Below are 21801 nucleotides of genomic sequence, written 5' to 3' on the forward strand. Positions count from 1 at the left end.
GGCGTGACAGAGGCCGTGCGAGCCCGGGGCGTTGGCGGACCGCGAACGTAGTCTCGGAGGTGCCGTGTGGTGCGCTTGACACGAAAATCGAACATCCATTCTCATGGAAGCTCCGGCAAGGCTCCCGGCGGGCATTTCGCCACGGTTTCGACGTAGAAGTGCCCGAGTTATCCACAGGCCGGACGGGCGTCGGGGCGCATTGTCAGTGGCAGGCGTTAGCGTCTTTGACGTGAAGCGATCGACTCAAGCAAACCGGGTGGAACCCATGGCAGGAACCGACCGCGAGAAGGCGCTCGACGCCGCGCTCGCACAGATTGAACGGCAATTCGGCAAGGGCGCGGTCATGCGCATGGGCGAGCGGTCGATGGAGCCCATCGAGGTCATCTCGACCGGCTCGACCGCCCTCGACGTGGCCCTCGGCGTCGGCGGCCTGCCGCGCGGCCGTGTCGTGGAGATCTACGGCCCGGAGTCCTCCGGTAAGACGACCCTGACTCTGCACGCGGTGGCGAACGCCCAGAAGGCGGGCGGCCAGGTCGCCTTCGTGGACGCGGAGCACGCCCTCGACCCCGAGTACGCGAAGAAGCTCGGCGTCGACATCGACAACCTGATCCTGTCCCAGCCCGACAACGGCGAGCAGGCGCTGGAGATCGTGGACATGCTGGTCCGCTCCGGCGCGCTCGACCTGATCGTCATCGACTCCGTCGCCGCGCTCGTCCCGCGCGCGGAGATCGAGGGCGAGATGGGCGACAGCCACGTCGGTCTGCAGGCCCGTCTGATGAGCCAGGCCCTGCGGAAGATCACCAGCGCGCTCAACCAGTCCAAGACCACCGCGATCTTCATCAACCAGCTCCGCGAGAAGATCGGCGTGATGTTCGGTTCGCCGGAGACCACGACCGGTGGCCGGGCGCTGAAGTTCTACGCCTCGGTGCGTATCGACATCCGGCGCATCGAGACCCTGAAGGACGGCACCGAGGCGGTCGGCAACCGCACCCGCTGCAAGGTCGTCAAGAACAAGGTCGCGCCGCCCTTCAAGCAGGCCGAGTTCGACATCCTCTACGGCCAGGGCATCAGCCGTGAGGGCGGTCTGATCGACATGGGCGTGGAGCACGGCTTCGTCCGCAAGGCCGGCGCCTGGTACACGTACGAGGGCGACCAGCTCGGCCAGGGCAAGGAGAACGCGCGCAACTTCCTGAAGGACAACCCCGACCTGGCCAACGAGATCGAGAAGAAGATCAAGGAAAAGCTGGGCGTCGGCGTGCGACCGGAGGAGCCCGCCGCCGAACCCGGTGCGGACGCCGCGGTCTCCGCCACCCCGGACGACGCCGCGAAGACGGTGCCCGCCCCGGCGGCCAAGGCAGCCAAGACCAAGGCCGCCGCAGCCAAGAGCTGACCCGTGACGCGACGAACGGACTGGGCCGAGTACGCCGCCTATCCGGACGCTCCGCTGGAGCGGGGGAAAGGCGGCGACGAGGGCTCCTCAAGGATGGGCGGAGACGTCTACGGCGGGGACACGGCCCATGACACGGACGGGGGGAGCGGCGGCACGCGGCCGTACGGCACGAGTACGCGGGCGTCGTACGGGGGGTTCCAGGGCGAGTCGGGCCTGGCGTATGACGACGGCCCGGGCCGGACGTATGGCGACGGGTCCGGCCATGGTGCGGTGGACGGCGAGGCGTGGCCGGAAGACGGCTCGGTGCTCGATGCCGAGGGCGGTGCGCCCCGCGGTGGCTCGCGCCGGGGCCGTGGCGGGGCTCGGTATCGGGGTTCGGAAGGCTCGGGCGGCTCACGCGGGCGTCGTCGGCGCGGCCGCACAGAGCCGTCCGGTGAGGACGGAGGTGCCTCTTCCTCGTCGAGGGCCGAGGAGAGGACGCCCCCAGGGGACCCGGTGGAGCAGGCGCGGGCGATCTGTCTGCGCCTGCTCACCGGGACCCCGCGCACGCGGAAGCAGCTCGCGGACGCCCTGCGCAAGCGGGAGATCCCGGACGACGCCGCCGAGGAGGTGCTGTCGCGGTTCGAGGAGGTCGGCCTCATCAACGACAGCGCGTTCGCGGACGCCTGGGTGGAGTCCCGGCATCACGGCCGGGGACTGGCCCGACGCGCGCTCGCCCGGGAACTGCGGACCAAGGGCGTCGACTCCACGCTGATCGACGCGGCCGTCGCACAGCTCGACTCCGAGCAGGAAGAGGCGACCGCACGCGAACTCGTCGCCCGCAAGCTGGGCTCCACACGCGGCCTCGACCGCGACAAGCGCCTGCGCCGCCTCGCGGGCATGCTCGCCCGCAAGGGCTACCCCGAGGGGATGGCTCTGCGGGTGGTCCGACAGGCACTGGAGGAAGAGGGCGAGGACACGGAGTTCCTCGAGGACGAGGGGTTCTGATCCTGGTAGTGCGGCCGGGAGCGGGCGCTGGGAGCAGGCGGGCGGCGAGGTCCGTGGCCGCGGGATTCCGGCCCTGGCCCCGGCACGGTGGACGCGCGGGGGCGCCCATCGCGTTCGGGGCCGGGTTCGGAGCGGAGGGCGGGCCGCAGGGCGCGTCTCGCTCGCCCAGCCAGATGGCAGGCCGTGACTACGGGCACGACACGGGCGTGCGGATACGGCCCTGGTGTACGGGTATGGCACTGGTGCAGAGCTTCGCGGAACTGCGGGGCCGTTACCGGCCCTTCGGGACCGTGCGTGCCGCCCGCCCGCTCAAGGCGCGATGGAGCGGCCGCCAGAGGCTCCAAGGCCACGCGGACACGGCCGCTCTCCTGACCGCCGCGCCCCTGCCCTGCCCTCCGGGCGTCGTCCTCGGAACGCCTCTAGGCCTCCACCCCAGCCGCGACACCCGCTCCCGACGTCACCGCAAGCCCCTCCGCCCACCACGCCTGGAACCCCCCGACGAGATCGGTGGCCCGGTGCAGCCCCAGGCGTCGTAGCGACTCGGCTGCCAGACTCGACGCGTAGCCCTCGTTGCAGATCACCACGACTCGCAGGTCGTGGCTCGTGGCCTCGGGGGCTCGATGGCTGCCCTGTGGGTCGAGGCGCCACTCCAGTTCGTTGCGCTCGACGACGAGGGCGCCTGGGATCAACCCGTCCCGCTCGCGCAGGGCTGCGTAGCGGATGTCGACCAGCAGCGCTTCGCCGTGCTGCGCCAACTCGTACGCCTCACGTGGCTCGACCCGCGTGTAGCCGGCGCGTACCCGCTCCAGCAACTCGTCGATGCCGACAGGCGGTTCAGCCACGCCGTCGCCCACACCCGCCTGAGCCTCGCCTCCACGGAGCGCCTGCGCGCTCGCGCCGCCTATGCCTACTTCCAGCTCGCCCTGGCCGCCCGCAGGCCCGCTCGCGCCACTCACAGCCAGCTCACCCCCACCAACCGGCCGTCCGGCCAAGCCCCGCACCGAAGCAGCGCCGCTCACCTGCACAGATCACGTCCCCGTGCCACTCACTGCCAGTCCTCCGGCCGCTCCACCTGCTCCAGGCGCAGAATCGGGCCGCTGCGGCTGAAGCGGCGGATCTGCGGCAGGGGCGGGTAGTAGGCGTGAACGGAGATCGCGTGCTGTTCGGCGCTGGAGTCGTTGAGGACCTCGTGTACATGGTGGCGGCCGAAAGAGCGGCCCTTGCCGGCCGGCAGCCGGCGTTCGCGGTCCACGCCGTCCGCCAGTTCCAGCGTCTTCCAGCCGTCGGCGGGCAACCGGACGGCGAGTGAGTGCTCCTTGAGCTCACCGGCCGCCGTCACGAAGGCCCCGACCGACTCGGCGTGGTCGTGCCAGCCGGTGCCGGTTCCGGGCGGCCAGCCGATCAGCCAGGCCTCGCTGCCGCCGGGGCCTTCGAGCCGCACCCAGGTACGGCCCTCGGGGTCGAGCGGAAGCGAGGCGATCAAGTCGGCGTCGGCGGCGGCACGCCGGACGAAGTCGAGGAGATCCGCCTGCGTGGGCGTGGCAGCGGGAGCCGACGTGGAAACCGGTGAGGAAGTGGGCGTCGAGACCGGTGCGGCTACCGGCTGAGAAGCGGCAACGGCGGCAGAAGGGACAGACACGGGCACCGTCCTGAAGAGAGTTCGCGAAGAGCGCGCGACGGCAGAGGCGTCATACGACGGGAGCGGCGCGCGCTGGAGGAAAAGGGATGCGAGTTCAGCAGGACGGGCGACACACGCAGCCCGCATAGCGGACGAGGTCCATATGGACCCTCCGCCACAGGCGCACACAGGTGTCGGTCATGGTCGGGAGTACACCATGGCGGTGCGAACCGGTCAACTCGCTGCCATTTGATTCCTGCGAGGACACCCCGGCGCGCATGCCGGGGAACAATCGAGCCCTGTGACGGCGACGCGGAGCGTCGCCGTGTCCAATGTCTTGAGGCGCGGAGCGCCCGCGAGACCGTCGAGGGAAGCAGATAGGGTGCGAACGCACGTTCGCGTGTTCGCTAGTTGTGGTGGCTGCGGCGCGATGAGGGTACGGGTGTACGTCTATCGCACGTACGGTCTTGTCAGGGAATTGGGGATGAGCGGGCGAAGCTGTGGAGGAGGGTGGTGGCGTGCCGGTGCTGAAGGAGGGAGGGCATGCCCGGTACACGTACCGCCTGCGTGTGTCCTCGACCGCCCGCGCGCAACTGCTTGCGGACTGGGACCGCTGTCGGTGGGTATGGAACGAGTGCGTGGCCAAGTCCAAGGTCGTGCATGCTCACAACAAGGCGCACCCGGAGGGCAAGCAGACCTGTGGCCCGGCGCAGCTCGACAAGATGCTGACCGAGGCGCGAGAGCTTACGCCGTGGCTCCGCGAGGGCTCCAGCGTTCCGCAACAGCAGCTGATCCGGGACTTCGGCAAGTCCCGCGCCAAGGCACAGAAGGACGTCCGGGAACGCCTGCCTCAGCGGCGGCGGGCTGGTATGCCGAAGTGGAAGAAGAAGCGCGATGCCTTGCCAACGCTGAACTACTCCCGGCGCGGGTTCCGGCTGAAGGGCGATCGCCTGCACTTGGCGGGCGGGATCGTGTTAACCGTGGTGTGGTCGCGTAGCCTGCCCGCCGAACCCTCCTCGGTGCGTGTGTACCAAGACAGCGTCGGGCACTGGTACTGCTCCTTCGTGGCCCCCACGCATGTTCAGCCGCTACCGGAGACCGGCCGGGTACTCGGCGTGGACTGGGGAGTCAAGGAGACCGCCACCACCACCTCCGACGCCCACGACCTCGTGCACGCTCAGCACGGGAAGAAGGCCCATGCCAGGCTGACCCGGTACGACCGGATGATGGCCCGTCGAAAACCGAAAAAGGGGCAGGCCGCCTCGGAAGGCTACCGCGAGGCGAAGAAGCTGCGGGCGAAGACCTATCAGAAGATCGCCCGGCAGCGGCAGGACACCGGCCGCAAGTGGGCGAAGAGGGTCGTGACCGACCACGACGCCATCGCCGTCGAGGACTTCAAGCCGAATTTCCTCGCCAAGTCCTCGCTGGCGCGCAAGGCGGCGGACGCTGCCATCGGCGCCACCAAGAAGGCCCTGATCGACATGGGCCGCAAGCATGGGCGGGACATCCGTCTCGTGCATCCCGCGCACACCACTATGGACTGCGCGTCGTGCGGAGCGAGAACCAAGCACGCATTGCCGCTGTCCGAGCGCACCTACAACTGCACTGCGTGCGCTGTCGTCTCTCCCAGAGACAAGAACTCCGCACGCGTGATGCTCGTCCGGGCAGGTCTGATCCCGGCTGGTGCCGAGGGCGTAAGACCTCTGGGAGCGCTGCTCCCAGAGGCAGCCTGAGCCAGGAATCCCATCCCGTCAGGGAGGGGAGCAGTCAATATGCGGACCGCACAGTTGTATGAAATGAGTACCACTTCCGTAGGGCACCGTCAGCGCGACCCAGCCGCCGCCCCGGCCTGCACCTTGACCGGTCCGCCCAGCGCCGCCTCGGCCGCCGCGTACAGATCGGCCGGCCGCACCCCGCTCAACGCCGTCACCAGGTGCCCGTCGGGCCGCACCAGCAGGACCGAGTGCGCGGCCGCACCCGGGTAGCTCTCCGCGACCAGCAGCTCCGCCGGATAGGGGAGCGCCGTCACCGCCGCCACCAGCCGGGGCATGATCCCCGCGGTCACCCAGTGCTTGCGCTCCCACACGCCTGTGCCCGGCGCGATCAGCAGGACCAGCAGAGCGTTGCGACCGAGCCGGTCCCGCAGCCGTACGAAGGAGCCGTCCTCGGCAGTGACCCGTACGTCCACGACCTGCCCGCCGCGTGGTGTGTCCACGGGGACCTCGCCCTCAAGGTCCTGGGGCGCGAGCGGCGAGGCGGCATACGACCCCGGCCCACCGATCGCTCCCTGTCCCAGGTGGCCGTCCATCAGCAGCGCGTCGTGGCCGCGGGCGGAGCCGGGCACGTACGCGCGCAGCCCTCCGCCGCCGCGCAGCAGCGGCAGCGCCTGGTCAGCGGCGCGCAGCCGGGCGGAGACGACGGCGCGGCGCTCCGCCTGGTAGCTGTCGAGCAGCGCCTCGTGGTGCCCGTGGTGCCAGGCCGGCGCCAGCTTCCAGGCGAGGTTGTCGGCGTCCCGCAGCCCCTCGTCGAGCCCGTGCGTGCCCAGCGTGCCGAGGCAGTGCGCCGCGTCCCCGGCGAGGAAGACGCGGCCCACGCGCCAGCGGCGGGCCAGCCGGTGGTGGACCGTGTGAACTCCGGTGTCGAGGAGTTCGTACGGTGGTGTCGGCCCGTCGGCCCAGCCGGCGAGCGTCTCCCGGACGCGAGCTACCAGTACCTCGGGCGTGACCAGGTCCTTGCCCGGCGGCAGCAGCCAGTCGAGGCGCCACACCCCGTCCGGAAGCGGCCGTCCGGTGACCTCCCCGCCCGAGGGTCCGGACGTCCGCCACGGCGGCATCCGATGGAGCAACGCCTCACCGCCCCACGGAAGTTCCGCCCGCAGTGCGGCCACGGCGTGTCGCTCCACCGCCGTACGGCCGGGGAAACGGATGTCCAGGAGCTTGCGGACGGTCGAGCGCGGGCCGTCGCAGCCGACCAGGTAGCTGCCGCGCCACCAGGTGCCCTTGGGGCCGCGGGTGTGGGCGGTGACGCCCGAGGGCTCCTGCTCGACGGCGTCCAGTCGGCTGTCCACGGCGACCTTGACCAGCGGTTCGCCGACGAGGGCGGCGCGCAGGGCGCCGGTCAGCACGTGCTGGGCGATGTGCAGGGGCGCGGGGTTCGTGCCGCTCTCGGGGCCTTCCGCCGCGTCGTCGAATTTGACCTCGCGCATCACCTGCTTGCGCCGGATCGCCCGCCATCCGGCCCAACGGGCCCCTGCTTCGGCGAGCGGTACGCCTGTCAGGCGCTCCATGAGGGCGGCGGTGTCCTCGCGCAGTACGACGGTGCGCGCGAGACGGGGCTCGTCCTTGCCGGGCCCCTCGTCGAGAACGACGGACGGTACCTCCTGACGCGCCAGCGCCAGGGCGAGCGTGAGCCCGACGGGCCCCGCTCCGACGATGATCACCGGGTCCACGGCGCGGCGCCCCCTGCCCGCAGCGGTGTCCCGAAGGACGCAAGTGAACAGAAAGTTGGAGCAGGGTGCACGATCACAGAACGTATGCAACCCATTGCCGGTGCTTGCGTCAAGTGACGGAGGGCAGTGGCGATCAAGCCACTGCCCTCCGTGTTGCTCACGCCACTTGACGATGCGTCAGATGGACCCTCCGGCACCGGTCCCGAAGGTGCCGCCCGTCGCCGCCGGGTTCAGCTCCTCCATGTCCTCGGCGCTGAGCACCGCACCCGTGCTCTTCTTGCTGCGCCGCAGCCGCTTCTCCAGCCAGCTCGCGAAGCTGGTGAGGATGAAGTTGAGCACGATGTAGATGATCGCCACCACGACGAAGCTGGCGATGGGGTTGCCGTAGGCGGCCGCCAGGGTGCCGCGCGTGCTGAGCAGCTCGGTGAAGCCGATCATCACGCCGCCCAGGGCGGTGTCCTTCACGATGACCACGAGCTGGCTGACGATGGCCGGCAGCATGGCGGTGACGGCCTGCGGCAGCAGGACGATCCGCATCGTCTGGCCCTTGCGCAGGCCGATCGCCTTGGCGGCCTCCGACTGCCCCTTGGGCAGGGCGAGGATGCCGGCCCGGACGACCTCGGCGAGGACGGATGCGTTGTAGAGCACCAGGCCGGTGACGACCGCGTAGAGCTGCCGCTGTTCAGTGGTGAGGTTCGCCCAGCGGTCGTAGGCCTCGTTGGCGAACAGCATCAGCAGCAGGACCGGGATCGCTCGGAAGAACTCGACCACCCAGGCCGCCGGAAGTCGCACCCACAGGTGGTCGGAGAGACGTGCGATACCGAAGACCGCGCCGAGCGGAAGGGCGATCACCATGGCCAGCGCTGCGGCCCTGAGCGTGTCGGCCAGACCCGGCAGCAGGTAGGTCGTCCACGCCTGGGACTCGGTGAACGGCTTCCACAGGGCCCACTCCAGCTGGTTCTTCTCGTTCATGGCGTCCCAGACGAACCACACGAGAAGGGCGAGGAGGGCGAAGAAGATCACCGAGATGAACACATTGCGCCGCTTGGCGCGAGGGCCCGGGGCGTCGTAGAGAACGGAGCTCATCGCTTCACCGCCAGTCGCTTGCTCAGCCAGCCGAGGAGGAGGCCGGTGGGCAGGGTCAGTACCACGAAACCGAAGGCGAAGACGGCGCCGATGAGCAGCACCTGAGCCTCCTTCTCGATCATTCCCTTCATCAGGTAGGCGGCTTCGGCCACGCCGATCGCGGCCGCCACCGTGGTGTTCTTGGTCAGGGCGATCAACACGTTGGCCAGCGGGCCGATGACCGCGCGGAAGGCCTGCGGCAAAATGATGAGCCGGAGGGTCTGACTGAAGGTCAGCCCGATGGCGCGGGCCGCCTCGGCCTGGCCGAGCGGCACGGTGTTAATGCCGGAACGAATCGCCTCGCAGACGAAGGCCGCGGTGTAGGCGACGAGACCGAGGATCGCCAGGCGGAAGCCCCGGACCTGGAAGTCGGAGGCGCCCATCGTCACGCCGAAGACATCGGCGAGGCCGAGCGAGGTGAAGATGATGATGACCGTCAGGGGGATGTTCCGGACGATATTCACATAGGCCGTGCCGAACCCACGCATGAGCGGGACCGGGCTGACCCGCATCGCGGCCAGGAGAGTGCCCCAGATCAGGGAACCGAGGCCGGAGATGACGGTGAGTTTCACCGTCATCCAGAAGGCACCCAACAGGGTTGGGTTGTTGTAGTCAGAAAGAAAGTCGAACACGATCTCCCGCGCTTCCGGGTGGGTGGCGTATGTGGATAGCGCGGCGCGCCGCCGCCCTGATCGCGGTGGACGGCGGCGCGCCGGTGGATCCTTGCGCTACTGGACGATGACGCCGATCTTCGGCGCGGGCTCGTTCTTGTAGTTGGCCGGACCGAAGTTGTCCGTGACCGCCTTGTCCCAGGCCTTCGAGCTGACCATCTTCTCGAGGGCGGCGTTGATCTTGTTCAGGGTCTCGGTGTCACCCTTCTTCACGCCGATGCCGTAGTTCTCGTTGCTCAGCTTGAGACCGGCGAGCTTGAACTGGCCCTTGTACTGCTCCTGCGAGGCGAAGCCGGCGAGGATCGAGTCGTCCGTGGTCAGGGCGTCCACGGTGCCACTCTGCAGCGAGGAGATGCACTCCGAGTAACCGCTGTTCTCCTTGAGGTTGGCCTTGGGGGCGAAGTCGTTCTTGACGTTCTCCGCCGAGGTGGAGCCGGTCACCGAGCACAGGTTCTTGCCGTTGAGGTCGGTGGCCTCGGTGATGTCCGAGTCGGTCTTGACCAGCAGGTCCTGGTGGGCCAGCAGGTACGGGCCGGCGAAGTCGACCGACTTCTTGCGCTCGTCGGTGATCGAGTACGTGGCCGCGATGAACTTGACGTCGCCGCGCTTCAGCGCGTTCTCACGGTCGGCACTCTTGGTCTCGACGAACTCGATCTGGTCGGCGTCGTAGCCGAGCTCCTTCGCCACGTACGTCGCCACGTCCACGTCGAAGCCGGAGAAGGTGCCGTCGGGCTCCTTCAGGCCCAGACCCGGCTGGTCGTACTTGATGCCGATCTTGATCTTGTCGCCGCCGCCGGAGCCCGAGCCGCCCTCGTTGTCACCGTCGCCGCCACCACAGGCGGTGGCAGTGAGGGAAAGGACGAGTGCAGCGGCGGCCGCGGCGGAGGCCTTGCGGAGCTTCATGGTGAACATCCTTTGCGTGATGAAGAGATGCGTCGCCCGTCAGAGACGGGTGACACAGGTCGTCGGGTGCGTGAAGCGGTCCGTCAGTGGTGCAGGATCTTGGACAGGAAGTCCTTGGCACGGTCGCTGCGCGGGTTGCTGAAGAACTGGTCCGGCACAGCTTCTTCGACGATCTTGCCGTCTGCCATGAATACCACCCGATTGGCGGCGGAGCGGGCGAAGCCCATCTCATGAGTGACGACGATCATGGTCATGCCATCGCGGGCGAGCTGCTGCATGACCTCCAGGACCTCGTTGATCATCTCCGGGTCGAGAGCCGACGTCGGCTCGTCGAAGAGCATGACCTTGGGGTCCATGGCCAGCGCACGGGCGATGGCCACACGCTGCTGCTGGCCGCCGGAGAGCTGGGCGGGGTACTTGTCCGCCTGGTTGCCCACGCCCACCCGGTCGAGCAGGGAGCGGGCCTTCTCCTCGGCCTTCTTCTTGTCCGCCTTGCGGACCTTGATCTGGCCCAGCATCACGTTCTCGAGCACGGTCTTGTGCGCGAAAAGGTTGAAGGACTGGAAGACCATGCCGACGTCAGCACGTAGCTTGGCCAGCGCCTTGCCCTCCGCGGGCAGCGGCTTGCCGTCGATGGCGATCGCGCCGGAGTCGATCGTCTCGAGGCGGTTGATGGCGCGGCACAGGGTGGACTTCCCGGACCCGGAGGGTCCGATGACCACGACGACCTCGCCGCGGGCGATCGTCAGATCGATGTCCTGGAGCACGTGCAACGCGCCGAAATGCTTGTTCACGCTCTTCAGGACGACCAGCTCGCCGGTCGCGGCCATGTCTTCCTTGGCCACCGATACTTCGGTCATCGCTCTCAGGCTCCGTCCTCCTCGGTTTCGGAGGACAGTAATAACCGTATCCGACCTGCGTCATTAGTTCTGAGGGGAATCTGAGCATCACGATCCGATAGCAATCGGACACGTGTCGTAGCACTTGCGACCTGGGCGCGTACCGGGTGGATAACGGAAGCCGCCCGCAACCGGAACCCACTTGACGGCGTACTCGTCCATCAGCGTGACTTCCATGGTGCACGCGCGCGTGCACGCACTGTGTAGCTACCTGAATCGTACGGCCAGTGAACCGAAGGAGGCCGGGATGAGACTGCTCCTCGTCGAGGACGACAACCATGTCGCCGCCGCTCTGTCCGCGGTGCTGGCACGGCACGGTTTCGACGTCACGCACGCGCGTAGCGGCGAGGAGGCCCTGCAGGCGCTCGTTCCGGAGGGCAACGGCTTTGGTGTCGTCCTCCTCGACCTCGGCCTGCCCGACCAGGACGGTTACGAGGTCTGCGGCAAGATCCGCAAGCGCACCAGCACCCCGGTGATCATGGTCACCGCGCGTTCCGACGTCCGCTCCCGCATCCACGGCCTCAACCTCGGGGCCGATGACTATGTGGTGAAGCCGTACGACACCGGAGAGCTGCTCGCCCGGATCCACGCCGTCAGCCGGCGCACCGTGCAGGAGGATGATGCCGGGGCGGGCGGCGAGGGTGTGCTGCGTCTGGGCACGGTCCACATCGAACTGCCCACCCGGCAGGTCAGTGTCGACGGTTCGGTTGTCCAACTGACTCGCAAGGAGTTCGATCTCCTTGCCCTGCTCGCCCAGCGTCCCGGGGTGGTCTTCCGCCGGGAGCAGATCATCAGCGAGGTGTGGCGCACGAGTTGGGAGGGGACCGGGCGCACTCTTGAGGTGCATGTGGCGTCTCTGCGCGCCAAACTGCGCATGCCGGCCCTGATCGAGACCGTACGCGGCGTCGGCTACCGACTCGTCGCCCCGGCGTCGTAGCGGGCAAGGGTGCGCACTCGTCTCCTCCCGCTGCTGATCGTCCTGATGGCGGCCGTCCTGCTCGCACTCGGCGTTCCGCTCGCCGTCAGCCTGGCCTCGGCCCAGCAGCAGAAGGTGGTCGTCGACCGGATCGACGACACGGCGTACTTCGCGGCCATCGCACGCCCCGCCGCCGACGTCGCCACCGGCTCCCGCGACGATCTCCGCATCCTGAGCCGGGAACTGGACAGCTACTACGACGTCTACGGCATCCGGGCGGGTGTCTTCCTGCCCACCGACACGCCCCTGGCCAAGGGGCGGACGACTTGGTTCCTGCCCAGGACCGGCGAGGTGCGCGACGCCTTCGAGGAGTCGCTGCTGAGCCGGCGCAGCCACGACCCGAAGCAGGTGTGGCCCTGGCAGCGGGGCCGTCTCGTCGTCGCGTCGCCGGTCATCCGGGACGGTGACGTCGTCGCGGTCGTCGTCACCGACTCGCCGACCGGGCAGATGCGTTCGCGGATCCTGGAGGGCTGGCTGATCATCGGGGCCGGTCTGACGGCCGCGATGCTGGTGGCCGTCGGGGCCGCGCTCCGGCTGACCGGCTGGGTGCTCAGGCCGGTGCGCGTGCTGGACACCACCACGCACGCGATCGCGAGCGGCCGGCTGAAGTCACGCGTGGCGGTTGCCAGCGGTCCGCCGGAACTGCGGCGGCTGGCCCGGTCGTTCAACGAGATGGCGGACAACGTCGAGGACGTGCTGGAGCAGCAGCGCGCCTTCGTCGCCGACGCCTCGCACCAGCTGCGCAACCCGCTCGCGGCGCTGCTGCTGCGCATCGAACTGCTCGCGTTCGAGCTGCCGGAGGGGAACCAGGAGATCGCATCGGTCCAGGCCGAGGGCAAGCGGCTGGCCGAGGTCCTCGACGACCTGCTCGACCTGGCTCTGGCCGAGCACACCGAGGCCGACCTCAGGCTCACCGACGTCGGTGCGCTGGCCGCCGAGCGGGTCGCGGCGTGGGCTCCGACCGCCGAGGCCAAGGGTGTGCGCCTGGTGGGGGACTGCCCGCCGACCACAGCCTGGGCCGACCCGGTGGCGCTGTCCAGCGCGCTGGACGCCGTGATCGACAACGCGGTCAAGTTCACTCCGAAGGACGAGCGCGTCGACGTGACGGTGACCTCCAACGGCGGTGCGTCGACCATCGTGGTGGCCGACCACGGCCCCGGCCTCGCCGACGAGGAACTCGCTCGCATCGGTGACCGCTTCTGGCGCAGCGGCCGGCACCAGAACATCAAGGGCTCGGGCCTCGGCCTGTCGATCTCGCGGGCGCTGCTCGCGGCGGGCGAGGGCTCCATCTCGTACGGCCGCAACGAACCGCACGGGCTGCGGGTGACGGTGACGGTGCCCAGGTCGGCGCCGACGCAGTGACGGGGCGGGGGCCATGGCCGACCAGGTGCCGTCAGCTTCCTGCGGCCCGGCGTCGCCGCGTGCCATGGCCTGGCGTCGCCCCGTGCTGCGGCCCGGCGGCGCCGCGTTCCCACGGCCGGGACTCGCCGGTTCCTACGGCTTGACCGAGCGGTAGTAGCGCTTGGCGCCCTCGTGCAGGGACAGGGGGTCGGTGTAGATCGCCGTACGCAGGTCGACCAGTTGCGCCGAGTGGACGTGGGCCCCGATGCCGTCACGGCTCTTGATCACCGTACGGGTCAGCCATTCCGTGAGCCGGGGATCCATGTCCTTGCGGGTGATCAGCAGGTTGGAGACGGCGATCGTCGGCACCGTGTCGCCGTTCTGGATGGTGGGGTACGCCGACTCGGGCATGTTGGTCGCGCGGTAGAAGTGGGCCGTGTCCCCTGCGGCGTGCACCTTGGCGACGAGGCGGGCGTCGATCGGCACGAACCGGAACGAGGAGGTCTCGGCGATCTCCTCCAGCCCGTCCGTGGGCACCCCGCTGGACCAGAAGAACGCGTCGAGTTCGCGCCCCAGCCTCTTGGGCCCGGTGTCGATGCCGTCCGACCGGGGCGTGATGTCCTTCTCCGGGTCGATCCCGGCGGCCTCCAGCACCCGGGTGGCGATCAGCCGCACGCCGGAGTTCGCCCGCCCTATGGCCACCCGCTTGCCCTTCAGGTCCGCGACGGAGCGGATGTCGGAGTCCGGCGGTACGACGAGCTGGACATAGTCGTCGTAGAGGCGGGCGACACCGCGTAGCCGGTCGGTGACGGGCTTGCCGTCGATCTTGAACGTGTCCACCGCGTCGGCCGCGGCGATCGTGAAGTCGGCCTGCCCGGTCGCCACACGCTGGACGTTCTCCTGCGAGCCGTCACTCGTCTGCAGCTGCACCTTCAGCTCTGGCATGTCCTTGGCGAGCTCCTTGCGCAGGAGGGCGCCGTACTCCTGGTAGACACCCGCGCGCGTGCCCGTACTGAACGTGATCGTCCCGCTCGGCGGTTCCTCGCCCAGGGGCAGCAGCCACCACAGCAGCAACCCGAAGGCAACGAACCCGGCGGCCGCGCCCTGCAGGGCCCGGCGCCTGCTGATGCGGGTGAGTGCCTTGGACATGGCCGAGATCCTGCCAGCCGGTGCACGGTGCTGACCAGGGCAGGGGTCACAAAGGGCGGGTGCGCGGGCGGCCTCTCGAGCCCACGGGCCTTCGCACGGGGGACTGTCGGACCCGGCCGCTAGAGTCGGCGCATGAGCTCCTCGCCCGCCGACCTGGTCCGTGAATTCCACCTCGCCTTCGGCCTCGACGCCCGCAGTACGCCGACCGAGGTGTCCCCGAACATGGCCGCGCACCGGGGAGAGCTGCTTGCGGAGGAGGCCGCGGAGGTCGCCGAGGTGTCCGTCACCGGCCCGCTCGACAGGCTCGCGCACGAGCTGGCGGACGTCGTCTACGTCGCGTACGGCACGGCCCTGGTGCACGGCATCGACCTCGACGCCGTACTCGCCGAGATCCACCGCTCCAACATGACCAAGCTGGGCCCCGACGGCCAGGTGGCCCGCCGGGCCGACGGCAAGGTGCTCAAGGGCGAGCACTACGAGGCACCGGATGTGTCGGGTGTGCTGCGCAGCCAGGGATGGGGTGCCGACGGGGCGTAGTGCCGCCGTCGGCCGGAGGGCCCGTGCGTGCCGGGTCCGTCCTGGGGCGCGGGCCTTACAGGCCGGTCCTGGGACGCGGCTCTCCTCGGTCAGTCCTGAGCGTGGGTGCGTCGGGCCATGTCGCGCCCATGCGGGACGGCGAGGCCGACCCCGTGAGGTGGACCGCTCCCGGCCCACCGTGCACGGCCTCGCCGGGCGCTGTCAGCCATCGCCTCCGTAGGGAACCAGCTGGGCGGTCAGGAGATGGGAGTCGAGCAGGGTGACGTCGGCCGTGCGGGCGGCCTTCGCGTAGCCGGTGAGCATGCGTTTGGTCAGGAGGAGAGCCTCGGGGGAGCGCCGGGCGAGGGGTCTTGTCCAGGCGGCGACGGTGTCGTCCAGCTGGTCGAGGGGGGCGACCTTGTGGAGGAGACCGAGTCGGTGGGCGGTGACGGCGTCGAAGGCGTCGCAGGTGAGCATGAGTTCGCGGATCCTCGCGGCGCCGGCCTCCGCGATCAGGCGCCCCATGGCGCCGCCCCAGGCGGGGGCGAGACCGATGCCGACCTCCGGCATGCGGAACCGGCAGGAGTCCGCGCCCGCGCGGAGATCGCAGTAGGCGGCGAGTGCGAGGCCGGCTCCGATGACCTTGCCGTGGAGTCGGGCGATGGTGACGGCGTGGGTGTTCTCCAGGGCCTGGCACAGCCGGTGGGCCTTGTCCGTGACGCGGCGCAGCGCGGCTCCGGTCGGATCCAGCGCCAGGGCGTCCCGGTACTCCCGGCGGTCGGCTCCCAGGCAGAAGTCGTCGCCCATGGAGGAGAGGACCAGGATGCGGATGTCGGGTCGTTCGTGGAGGTTGTCGAGTGCGGCGATGAGGTCGTCCAGGACGGCGGTGCTCAGCGTGTCGTCCTGGACGGAGGGGTTGAGCCGCACGTGCAGGACGGGGCCGTCCTGCGTGACGCCGATGGGCGTGCGCGGGGGTATGGAGGTGGTGGCGGTCGGCGGGTTCATGCGAGGGCGACATCCAGGTTCAGCAGACGCCTGAACGCCACCCGGGGCGCCCGGTCAGGGCGGCGGGCCAGGGTCAGGCGAGGCAGGCGTGTGACTGTTCGGTGCAGAAGGGTCTGGGCCTCCAGCCGGGCCAGGGGCGCCCCGAGGCAGTAGTGGATGCCTCCGCTGAAGGAGAGGTGAGGGGCCTTGCGGCGGGGGTCGAACGCATCAGGGCGGTCGTACTGGGCGGGATCCCGGTGGGCGGCGCCCACCAAGAGGTGGACCATCTCGTCCGCGCGTACCTCGACGCCGTGCAGTAAGCAGTCCTCGGCTGCGACCCGGCTGATCACATGGGTCGGAGGGTCGTAGCGCAGCGCCTCCTCCACGAACGCGGGCACGAGGTCGGGCTGTGCGGCGAGCAGGCTCCACCGGCTGGGGTGTTCGACGAGCAGGAGCGTCATGGTGGACAGCAGGGTGGAGGTCGTCTCCAGGGCTGCCAGCAGGACGAACAGAACCAGGAAGTAGACCGCTTCGTCGGCCTTGTCCCGGTCCGGTTCCATGGCGTCCCATGTCCTGATCCACCGCGACACGGGATCCTCGCCGGGACGCGCGCGCCGCTCGTGCACCAAGTGCAGGAAGTAGGCGCGAAGTTCGGCCATGGCGGCGTCGGACCGGGCCAGCTGGCTGGCGGAGGGCAGCAGCTCCTGGGTGAAGACCTGGTCGTGGGTCAGCTCGCGCAGGCGGGGCCAGTCCGCGCGCGGCAGCCCGAGCCAGTCACCGATGGTGGCGACGGGGAGTTCCTCGCTCACCAGGGCGGCGAAGTCCGCTTCCCCCGTGTGCAGATGCTCCATCACGGTGTCGAGCAGGTCGTCGACCACCTGGCTCACCCTGCGGCCCATGCGGTCGATGGTGGTGCGGTCGAAGTTGCCGGCAGACCGGCGCACCCTGGTGTGCTCCGGGGGGTTGAGGGCGGGCAGCGTGCGGCTGATCTCACGGGAGGAGCTGGCGCCCCAGCGTGTGCTCACCCCCTGCCGTTCTCGCCATCGCGTATCCGGTTCCAGCCAGGCGTTGCCGCGCAGTATCTGGTCGCAGGTGCTGAAACTCGTCACGAGGAACCCTCCCCAGGGCGCGGGACTGATGGCGCCCCGCGCTCTGAGCTCCGCGTAGATCGGGAACGGATCTGCCTGGCCCTCGGCCTTCCGGAGACGGGAGAAGAGGGAGAGGTTGGCCCGACGGTCAAAGGACGGAGTGGTAATGCTCGCCACGTTGGCGGCTCCTTTCTGCCAGCCGCCATACGTACCCCTGGGGTAATTGAAACATCCACTAACACTGTGTCCTCACAGGGTTACCTGCGTCACTCCCCTCTCACCCATGCGCGGAAGCGGCTGAACAGCCCACCCTTGTGCTGCGCCGCGTGCTGGGCCGACCGCGGCGCCGCGTACCCCTGGGGCGAGGCAGGGGGCGCCGACTGGGCGGAGCGCGGTGGCGCGGGCTGGGCGGCCTGGGCCGAGGCCACGGTGCGCGGGGTGAACCGGACGGGAATCGTCACCAAGGAGCGGCTCCACGGCGTCGGAGCCCAGGCGAGGTCCTTGAACGGGACGCGCAGTTCGACGTCGGGCAGCCGGTTGAGCAGGGACTCCACCGCCGTGGACACGAGCATGAACGCGGGGTCCTTGGCCGGGCACGAGTGAGGGCCGGCACCGAAGGCCAGATGGGCCTTGGCGCTGAGCTGTTCGCGGTGTGCGGTCAGCTTGGGGTCGGTGTTGGCCGCCGCGAAGGAGATCACGACCGGGTCGTTGGCCCGGAGCGTCCGGCCGTTCAACTCGACGTCCTGGGTGGGGTAATGGGCCGCGTAGTTGGCGATCGGCGCATAGTTCCACAGGGTCTTCACCAGCGCTTCCTCGACCGGCAGGCCGGCCGGCCAGTCGTCGCTGAGATACAGCGCGCTGCTGGTGCCGATCGCGGCGGTCAGGGGTGCCGTGCCGCCGGAGAGCAGGGTCACGAGCTGGTGCAGCACCTCCTCGTCGGACAACCGGGCGGAGTGCACCATCAGGCGGGTGGTGAGGTCCTCGCCGGGCTGGTGGCGCTTGAGGGCGATCAGCTCGGCGAGCGCACCGCCGAGTATCTCGTCGGCACCGGGCGTGCCCTCGAAGATGCCGCTGATCCCGACGATGACGCGGTCGCCGATCTCGGGCGGGCAGCCGAACAGGTCGCTGAAGACCAGGAGGGGCAGCGGCTGGGCGTAGGCGGAGACCAGCTCGGCCTGGCCGAGGGGTTCGGCGCCGAAACGGCTGATCAGATAGTCGGCCGACTGCTGGGTCAGACGCACGAGCCGGGCTTCGTCGAGGGTGGCGAGGCTGTCCGTGACCGCCTGCCGCAGCCGGGCGTGTGCCGCTCCGTCGCTGAACAGCGCGTTGGGGCGGTAACCCATCATGGGCAGAGCCGGGCTGTCCGCGGGCACACGCCCCTCGTTCAGCGCGTTCCAGCGGCGTGAGTCCCGCACGAACAGGGTGGGGTTCTGCAGGATGTGCAGGCTCGCGTCGTAGCTGGTCACCAGCTCGACCTGGACGTCCGGTGCGATGTCGACCGGGGCACTGGGTCCGAGCGAGCGCAGGTGGGCGTAGTGGCGCTCGGGGTCCGAGCCGAATTCGGGTCCGTACAGCTGGATGTTGCCGTGAGCGGGGCAGCCGGCGGGTGCCCCGGTCCTGGCGGAGTGCTGTTGCATGCCGTGGCTCCTAGCCGAGTGTGGACATGAGGTGTTTCACGAGGGTGATGAGTGACTTGGCCGAGGAGTTCTCGTCACGGACGTCGCAGTGGACGATGGGGGTGTCCTCGGAGAGGTTGAGGGCCTCGCGCACCTCGTCGAGTGGGTAGTCGGGGGTGCCGTCGAAGCGGTTGACGCCGATGGCATAGGCCAGGCCGAACTGCTCGACCAGATCCAGGACGGGAAAGCTCTCGTGCAGCCGCTCGGGGTCCACCAGGACCAGGGCACCCAGCGCACCCCGGGACAGGCCCTGCCACATCTCCTTGAAGCGTTCCTGTCCCGGAGTTCCGAAGAGGTAGAGGACCAGGGTGTCGCTGAGGGTCAGGCGCCCGAAGTCCATGGCCACTGTCGTGGTCGTCTTGTCCGGCGTCTCCGAGAGGTCGTCGAGGCCCTCGCTGGCCTCGGTGATCTCTTCCTCGGTCTGCAGGGGCTCGATCTCGGAGATGCTTCCGATGAAGGTCGTCTTGCCGACCGCGAAGTGGCCCACGACCAGGACCTTCACGGAGCGCGAGACGGCTGGATCCAGGTACACGGCTTACGCTCCGAATCGGGTCTTCAGGCCGTCGAGCACGGCGGTGAGCAGTTCCCGGTCGGCACGTTGGTGGTGCGGCACCGGATTCCTCACGAAGATCAGGCCGTCCTCGGCCAGCTGCGCCAGCAGGATGCGCACGATCCCGAGCGGCAGCCGCGTGTGGCCGGACACCTCGGCAACGGACAGGAAGCCGTCGGTGATCAGCTCCATGACCGCGCGGCCTTCGGGGGTCAGGGTGCGGGCCGCGGCCGACGTGCCCTCCTGGGCGGTGACGAGCGTGGTGTGCTCGTACTCGTGCTCCGCGGGCAGCGCACGTCCCTTCGCGATGACGAAGAGCGGGACTAACGCGGACGTCAGCTCCAGCTCGCTGTCCGGTTCGTCATGCATCGCCGAACACCCCTCCCTGCGGCACCTGCCGCGCGGTGAGCGTGGGTATCACGTCGCTCAGACTGCTGGTGAACTCCTCGATGTCGCAGTCCGGTTCCGCGGCCGCCGCCAGGAAGGCGCCTTCGCCGGCCGCGATGAGAAAGATCCAGCCGTGCTGGAACTCGATGACCGTCTGCCGCCACTCGTCGTCCTGCAGCCCGCTCGCGAAGGGCGCCGTGGCACGGCTGTAGGCGTGGATGCCGGTCATGGCCGCCGAGATCGTGTCGGCCAGGTCCCGGCCGATCCCCGCGCTCGCACCGCGGGGCAGACCGTCCGCTCCGAGCAGCAGGGCGTGCCGCGCGCCGTGCACGGAGGCGATCGCCTCGTCCAGTTCGGCGAGGGCGAACCCCGCAGTGCCCGCCCCTTCGTCGCGCACCGACGTATCGCGTCCCGTGCGGGCGGGGTCACCGGCGTTCACCCGCGGCGCTGCGGTGAGGTTGTTGCCCAGCCGGGCGACCAGCCGGTGCATCCGGAAGGAGATCTGCTGCATGTCGACATCGGATTCCGCGGCGGCGGCCAGGTAGGCGCCCTGCCCGGCGCCGATCAGGAACACCCAGCCGTGTGCGAACTCGATGATCGTCTGGCTCCACTGCCGGTCCTGCGAGGGCCCGGCGAAGTGAGCTGTGGCCCGGCTCAGTGACTGCATGCCGGCCATGGCCGCGGAGATGGTCCGCACGTCCTCGGGGGCCAGGCCGTTCGTCGCCCCGCGGGTGATCCCGTCGGCGGACAGCACCACGGCGTGCCGTGCCCGGGGGACGTTGTCCACGATGTCCTGGACCATCCACGACATGTCTGTAGTAGTCATCCGTCTTCGGACCCTTCCGGCGTCGGGGCGTCGAGGTCACGGCCCGTCAGCGTGCCGCGCTGGAAAGCCCCGAGGCCTCCGCCGGAGCCACGAGGAGCTCTTCTGGGCTTCTGCTCGCCGCCAAGGGCGTTGCCGCCAAGGGCACTTCCGCCGGCGGTGCCCCCGCCGGACGGGACACCGACAATGGGCGACTTGCGGGCGCCACGCTTCGGCAGGCCGTGCATCGTACGGGCGTCGCCCTGTTCGCGGGCGTCGACCCGTCGGATGCCGCTCACCGGCGCCGCTGCCTCGGTGGCCTGCGGCGGGGTCTCCTCCATGGTCCACAGCTCCTCGGGCAGCAGGACGACGGCACGGACGCCGCCGTACCGGGAGACTCCGGTGACATCCACCTTGAAGCCGTACTGGCGGGCGATCAGGCCTATGACGGGGAAACCGAACTTCGGCTGGGTGCCCAGCTGGGACAGCCGCGGCACGGCCTCGCCGGAGAGCAGCGCGGTCGCCTTCTGGCGGTCCTCGTCGCTCATGCTCACGCCGGCGTCGTCGATGACGATGCACAGGTTCTTCTGGACCCGCTGGAACGTCACTTCAATCGGTGCGTCCGCCTGGGAGAAACTGGCGGCGTTGTCGAGCAGTTCGGCGACGGCCAGGGCGACCGGCGCCACGGCGGACGCCTTGAGCGCGATGCCGCTCGGCTGCATGATCTCGACGCGGTGGAAGTTGCGGATCTGGCTCTGGGCGCTGCGGACGACGTCGTAGACGCTGGCAGGCTGGTTGCGGCGGCCGAGGGGCGCACCGCACATGACCGCGATGCCCTGGGCCTTCCGCGCCATCTGCGCATTGGCGTGGTTGACGTCCATCAGGTCGGTGAGGACGGCGTGCCCGCCGTAGGTGCGCTGGATCTCGTCCAGCAGGTTCGTCTGCTCGGCCGCGAGGCTCTGCAGGAAGCGGGCGGCGCCCTTGAGGACCGCCTTGGTGCTCTCCTCGGCCGTTCGTTCGGCCTCACGGATGGCACCGTCCTGCTCGTCCCGGAGCCTTTGCAGTTCGCCCCGCACACGGCTGAGCTCGGTTTCGGTGTAACTCAGCCGCTGCCCCAGAGCGGCTTCGGCTTCCCGCTTTCTCACCTCGAGGGCTCTGTTGCGGAGAGCGAAAGCCACGACCGCGGCGGTGGCTGTCGCCACTATCGCAACCAGGCACCAGAGAAGCGCGTCTTGAGTCATGGAAACCTTTCCCGGCGCGTGGCATGCAGGCGTCGACGGATACGCATCGC

At 69.5% G+C, this 21801-nt stretch carries 22 protein-coding genes; 6 read left to right on the plus strand and 16 right to left on the minus strand.

The features are described 5' to 3' along the window. The first annotated feature begins 265 nt into the window (after window positions 1–265). Window positions 266–1390, plus strand: a complete 1125-nt coding sequence (gene recA, locus EJ357_RS34010) for a recombinase RecA (RefSeq protein ID WP_126395523.1) — start codon at window positions 266–268, stop codon at window positions 1388–1390. Window positions 1391–1393: 3 nt separating this feature from the next. Further along, complete coding sequence (recX, locus tag EJ357_RS34015) at window positions 1394–2377, plus strand: recombination regulator RecX (protein ID WP_126395524.1); 984 nt, start codon at window positions 1394–1396, stop codon at window positions 2375–2377. 419 nt (window positions 2378–2796) lie between these two features. On the opposite strand, the gene EJ357_RS34020 is transcribed toward recX, so the two are convergent. From EJ357_RS34020 to EJ357_RS50795, 3 genes are all read right to left on the minus strand, one after another. Continuing rightward, on the minus strand, window positions 2797–3219 hold the full coding sequence (locus EJ357_RS34020) for a rhodanese-like domain-containing protein (RefSeq protein WP_228472697.1): 423 nt from the start codon (window positions 3217–3219) through the stop codon (window positions 2797–2799). A gap of 203 nt (window positions 3220–3422) precedes the next feature. Beyond that, window positions 3423–4016 carry a cysteine dioxygenase gene (locus tag EJ357_RS34025; protein ID WP_126395525.1) on the minus strand — a complete coding sequence of 198 codons (594 nt, stop codon included), beginning with the start codon at window positions 4014–4016 and terminating at the stop codon, window positions 3423–3425. 94 nt (window positions 4017–4110) lie between these two features. Further along, window positions 4111–4275, minus strand: a complete 165-nt coding sequence (locus EJ357_RS50795) for a putative leader peptide (RefSeq protein WP_368858108.1) — start codon at window positions 4273–4275, stop codon at window positions 4111–4113. A gap of 238 nt (window positions 4276–4513) precedes the next feature. Between EJ357_RS50795 and EJ357_RS34030 the strand changes: the two genes are divergently transcribed. Beyond that, the gene (locus tag EJ357_RS34030) at window positions 4514–5728 is read left to right on the plus strand and encodes an RNA-guided endonuclease InsQ/TnpB family protein (RefSeq protein ID WP_126395526.1); all 1215 of its coding nucleotides are present in this window, start codon (window positions 4514–4516) and stop codon (window positions 5726–5728) included. An 89-nt stretch (window positions 5729–5817) separates the two neighbouring features. Here EJ357_RS34030 and EJ357_RS34035 read toward each other — a convergent pair whose 3' ends face one another. The 5 genes from EJ357_RS34035 to EJ357_RS34055 form a co-directional block, all read right to left on the minus strand. After that, the gene (locus EJ357_RS34035) at window positions 5818–7443 is read right to left on the minus strand and encodes an FAD-dependent monooxygenase (protein ID WP_126395527.1); all 1626 of its coding nucleotides are present in this window, start codon (window positions 7441–7443) and stop codon (window positions 5818–5820) included. A 177-nt stretch (window positions 7444–7620) separates the two neighbouring features. Beyond that, on the minus strand, window positions 7621–8529 hold the full coding sequence (locus EJ357_RS34040; protein ID WP_126395528.1) for an amino acid ABC transporter permease: 909 nt from the start codon (window positions 8527–8529) through the stop codon (window positions 7621–7623). Then, window positions 8526–9200, minus strand: coding sequence for an amino acid ABC transporter permease (locus EJ357_RS34045; protein ID WP_126395529.1), 675 nt, complete (start codon window positions 9198–9200; stop codon window positions 8526–8528). Before EJ357_RS34045 ends, EJ357_RS34040 begins: the two co-directional genes overlap by 4 nt. 96 nt (window positions 9201–9296) lie before the next feature. After that, window positions 9297–10142, minus strand: coding sequence for a glutamate ABC transporter substrate-binding protein (locus EJ357_RS34050; RefSeq protein ID WP_175647616.1), 846 nt, complete (start codon window positions 10140–10142; stop codon window positions 9297–9299). An 83-nt stretch (window positions 10143–10225) separates the two neighbouring features. After that, entirely contained in the window at window positions 10226–11002 is a 777-nt protein-coding gene (locus EJ357_RS34055; protein ID WP_126395531.1) for an amino acid ABC transporter ATP-binding protein, read from the minus strand. 286 nt (window positions 11003–11288) lie between these two features. Here EJ357_RS34055 and EJ357_RS34060 point away from each other — a divergent pair, with 286 nt between their 5' ends. Both EJ357_RS34060 and EJ357_RS34065 read left to right on the plus strand, forming a co-directional pair. Continuing rightward, a complete protein-coding gene (locus EJ357_RS34060; RefSeq protein ID WP_126395532.1) occupies window positions 11289–11978 on the plus strand; it encodes a response regulator transcription factor in 690 nt (229 codons plus the stop codon). A gap of 9 nt (window positions 11979–11987) precedes the next feature. After that, window positions 11988–13379 (plus strand): sensor histidine kinase, encoded by a 1392-nt coding sequence (locus EJ357_RS34065; RefSeq protein ID WP_126395533.1) that lies wholly within the window; start codon window positions 11988–11990, stop codon window positions 13377–13379. A 132-nt stretch (window positions 13380–13511) separates the two neighbouring features. On the opposite strand, the gene EJ357_RS34070 is transcribed toward EJ357_RS34065, so the two are convergent. After that, window positions 13512–14507 carry a TAXI family TRAP transporter solute-binding subunit gene (locus EJ357_RS34070; protein WP_126395534.1) on the minus strand — a complete coding sequence of 332 codons (996 nt, stop codon included), beginning with the start codon at window positions 14505–14507 and terminating at the stop codon, window positions 13512–13514. A 132-nt stretch (window positions 14508–14639) separates the two neighbouring features. Between EJ357_RS34070 and EJ357_RS34075 the strand changes: the two genes are divergently transcribed. After that, window positions 14640–15044, plus strand: a complete 405-nt coding sequence (locus EJ357_RS34075) for a pyrophosphohydrolase domain-containing protein (RefSeq protein WP_126395535.1) — start codon at window positions 14640–14642, stop codon at window positions 15042–15044. A 201-nt stretch (window positions 15045–15245) separates the two neighbouring features. Here EJ357_RS34075 and EJ357_RS34080 read toward each other — a convergent pair whose 3' ends face one another. The 7 genes from EJ357_RS34080 to EJ357_RS34110 form a co-directional block, all read right to left on the minus strand. Beyond that, window positions 15246–16028 carry an enoyl-CoA hydratase/isomerase family protein gene (locus EJ357_RS34080; RefSeq protein ID WP_126395536.1) on the minus strand — a complete coding sequence of 261 codons (783 nt, stop codon included), beginning with the start codon at window positions 16026–16028 and terminating at the stop codon, window positions 15246–15248. After that, window positions 16025–17272, minus strand: a complete 1248-nt coding sequence (locus tag EJ357_RS34085) for a cytochrome P450 (RefSeq protein WP_126395537.1) — start codon at window positions 17270–17272, stop codon at window positions 16025–16027. Before EJ357_RS34085 ends, EJ357_RS34080 begins: the two co-directional genes overlap by 4 nt. Before the next feature lie 89 nt (window positions 17273–17361). Continuing rightward, on the minus strand, window positions 17362–18732 hold the full coding sequence (locus tag EJ357_RS34090) for a cytochrome P450 family protein (RefSeq protein WP_126395538.1): 1371 nt from the start codon (window positions 18730–18732) through the stop codon (window positions 17362–17364). 10 nt (window positions 18733–18742) lie between these two features. Next, window positions 18743–19303, minus strand: a complete 561-nt coding sequence (locus tag EJ357_RS34095; RefSeq protein ID WP_126395539.1) for a GTP-binding protein — start codon at window positions 19301–19303, stop codon at window positions 18743–18745. A gap of 3 nt (window positions 19304–19306) precedes the next feature. After that, window positions 19307–19690 (minus strand): DUF742 domain-containing protein, encoded by a 384-nt coding sequence (locus tag EJ357_RS34100; RefSeq protein WP_126395540.1) that lies wholly within the window; start codon window positions 19688–19690, stop codon window positions 19307–19309. Further along, window positions 19683–20510: a roadblock/LC7 domain-containing protein gene (locus EJ357_RS34105; RefSeq protein WP_126400392.1), complete on the minus strand. Its 828-nt coding sequence runs from the start codon at window positions 20508–20510 to the stop codon at window positions 19683–19685. The genes EJ357_RS34100 and EJ357_RS34105 overlap by 8 nt, the downstream gene beginning before the upstream one ends. 20 nt (window positions 20511–20530) lie before the next feature. Next, window positions 20531–21751, minus strand: coding sequence for an ATP-binding protein (locus EJ357_RS34110; RefSeq protein WP_228472698.1), 1221 nt, complete (start codon window positions 21749–21751; stop codon window positions 20531–20533). Window positions 21752–21801: the final 50 nt, after the last annotated feature.

Origin of the sequence: Streptomyces cyaneochromogenes, assembly GCF_003963535.1 — a bacterium.
Taxonomy (GTDB): Bacteria; Actinomycetota; Actinomycetes; order Streptomycetales; family Streptomycetaceae; genus Streptomyces; species Streptomyces shaanxiensis.

Excerpts from the sequence above, each read along its gene's own strand:
- recA (WP_126395523.1), top strand. The coding sequence starts at position 266 with ATGGCAGGAACCGACCGCGAGAAGGCGCTCGACGCCGCGCTCGCACAG.
- EJ357_RS50795 (WP_368858108.1), bottom strand. The coding sequence starts at position 4,275 with ATGCGCGCCGGGGTGTCCTCGCAGGAATCAAATGGCAGCGAGTTGACC.
- EJ357_RS34040 (WP_126395528.1), bottom strand. The coding sequence starts at position 8,529 with ATGAGCTCCGTTCTCTACGACGCCCCGGGCCCTCGCGCCAAGCGGCGC.
- EJ357_RS34050 (WP_175647616.1), bottom strand. The coding sequence starts at position 10,142 with ATGAAGCTCCGCAAGGCCTCCGCCGCGGCCGCCGCTGCACTCGTCCTT.
- EJ357_RS34055 (WP_126395531.1), bottom strand. The coding sequence starts at position 11,002 with ATGACCGAAGTATCGGTGGCCAAGGAAGACATGGCCGCGACCGGCGAG.
- EJ357_RS34060 (WP_126395532.1), top strand. The coding sequence starts at position 11,289 with ATGAGACTGCTCCTCGTCGAGGACGACAACCATGTCGCCGCCGCTCTG.
- EJ357_RS34070 (WP_126395534.1), bottom strand. The coding sequence starts at position 14,507 with ATGTCCAAGGCACTCACCCGCATCAGCAGGCGCCGGGCCCTGCAGGGC.
- EJ357_RS34075 (WP_126395535.1), top strand. The coding sequence starts at position 14,640 with ATGAGCTCCTCGCCCGCCGACCTGGTCCGTGAATTCCACCTCGCCTTC.
- EJ357_RS34080 (WP_126395536.1), bottom strand. The coding sequence starts at position 16,028 with ATGAACCCGCCGACCGCCACCACCTCCATACCCCCGCGCACGCCCATC.
- EJ357_RS34090 (WP_126395538.1), bottom strand. The coding sequence starts at position 18,732 with ATGCAACAGCACTCCGCCAGGACCGGGGCACCCGCCGGCTGCCCCGCT.
- EJ357_RS34100 (WP_126395540.1), bottom strand. The coding sequence starts at position 19,690 with ATGCATGACGAACCGGACAGCGAGCTGGAGCTGACGTCCGCGTTAGTC.
- EJ357_RS34105 (WP_126400392.1), bottom strand. The coding sequence starts at position 20,510 with ATGGTCCAGGACATCGTGGACAACGTCCCCCGGGCACGGCACGCCGTG.
- EJ357_RS34110 (WP_228472698.1), bottom strand. The coding sequence starts at position 21,751 with ATGACTCAAGACGCGCTTCTCTGGTGCCTGGTTGCGATAGTGGCGACA.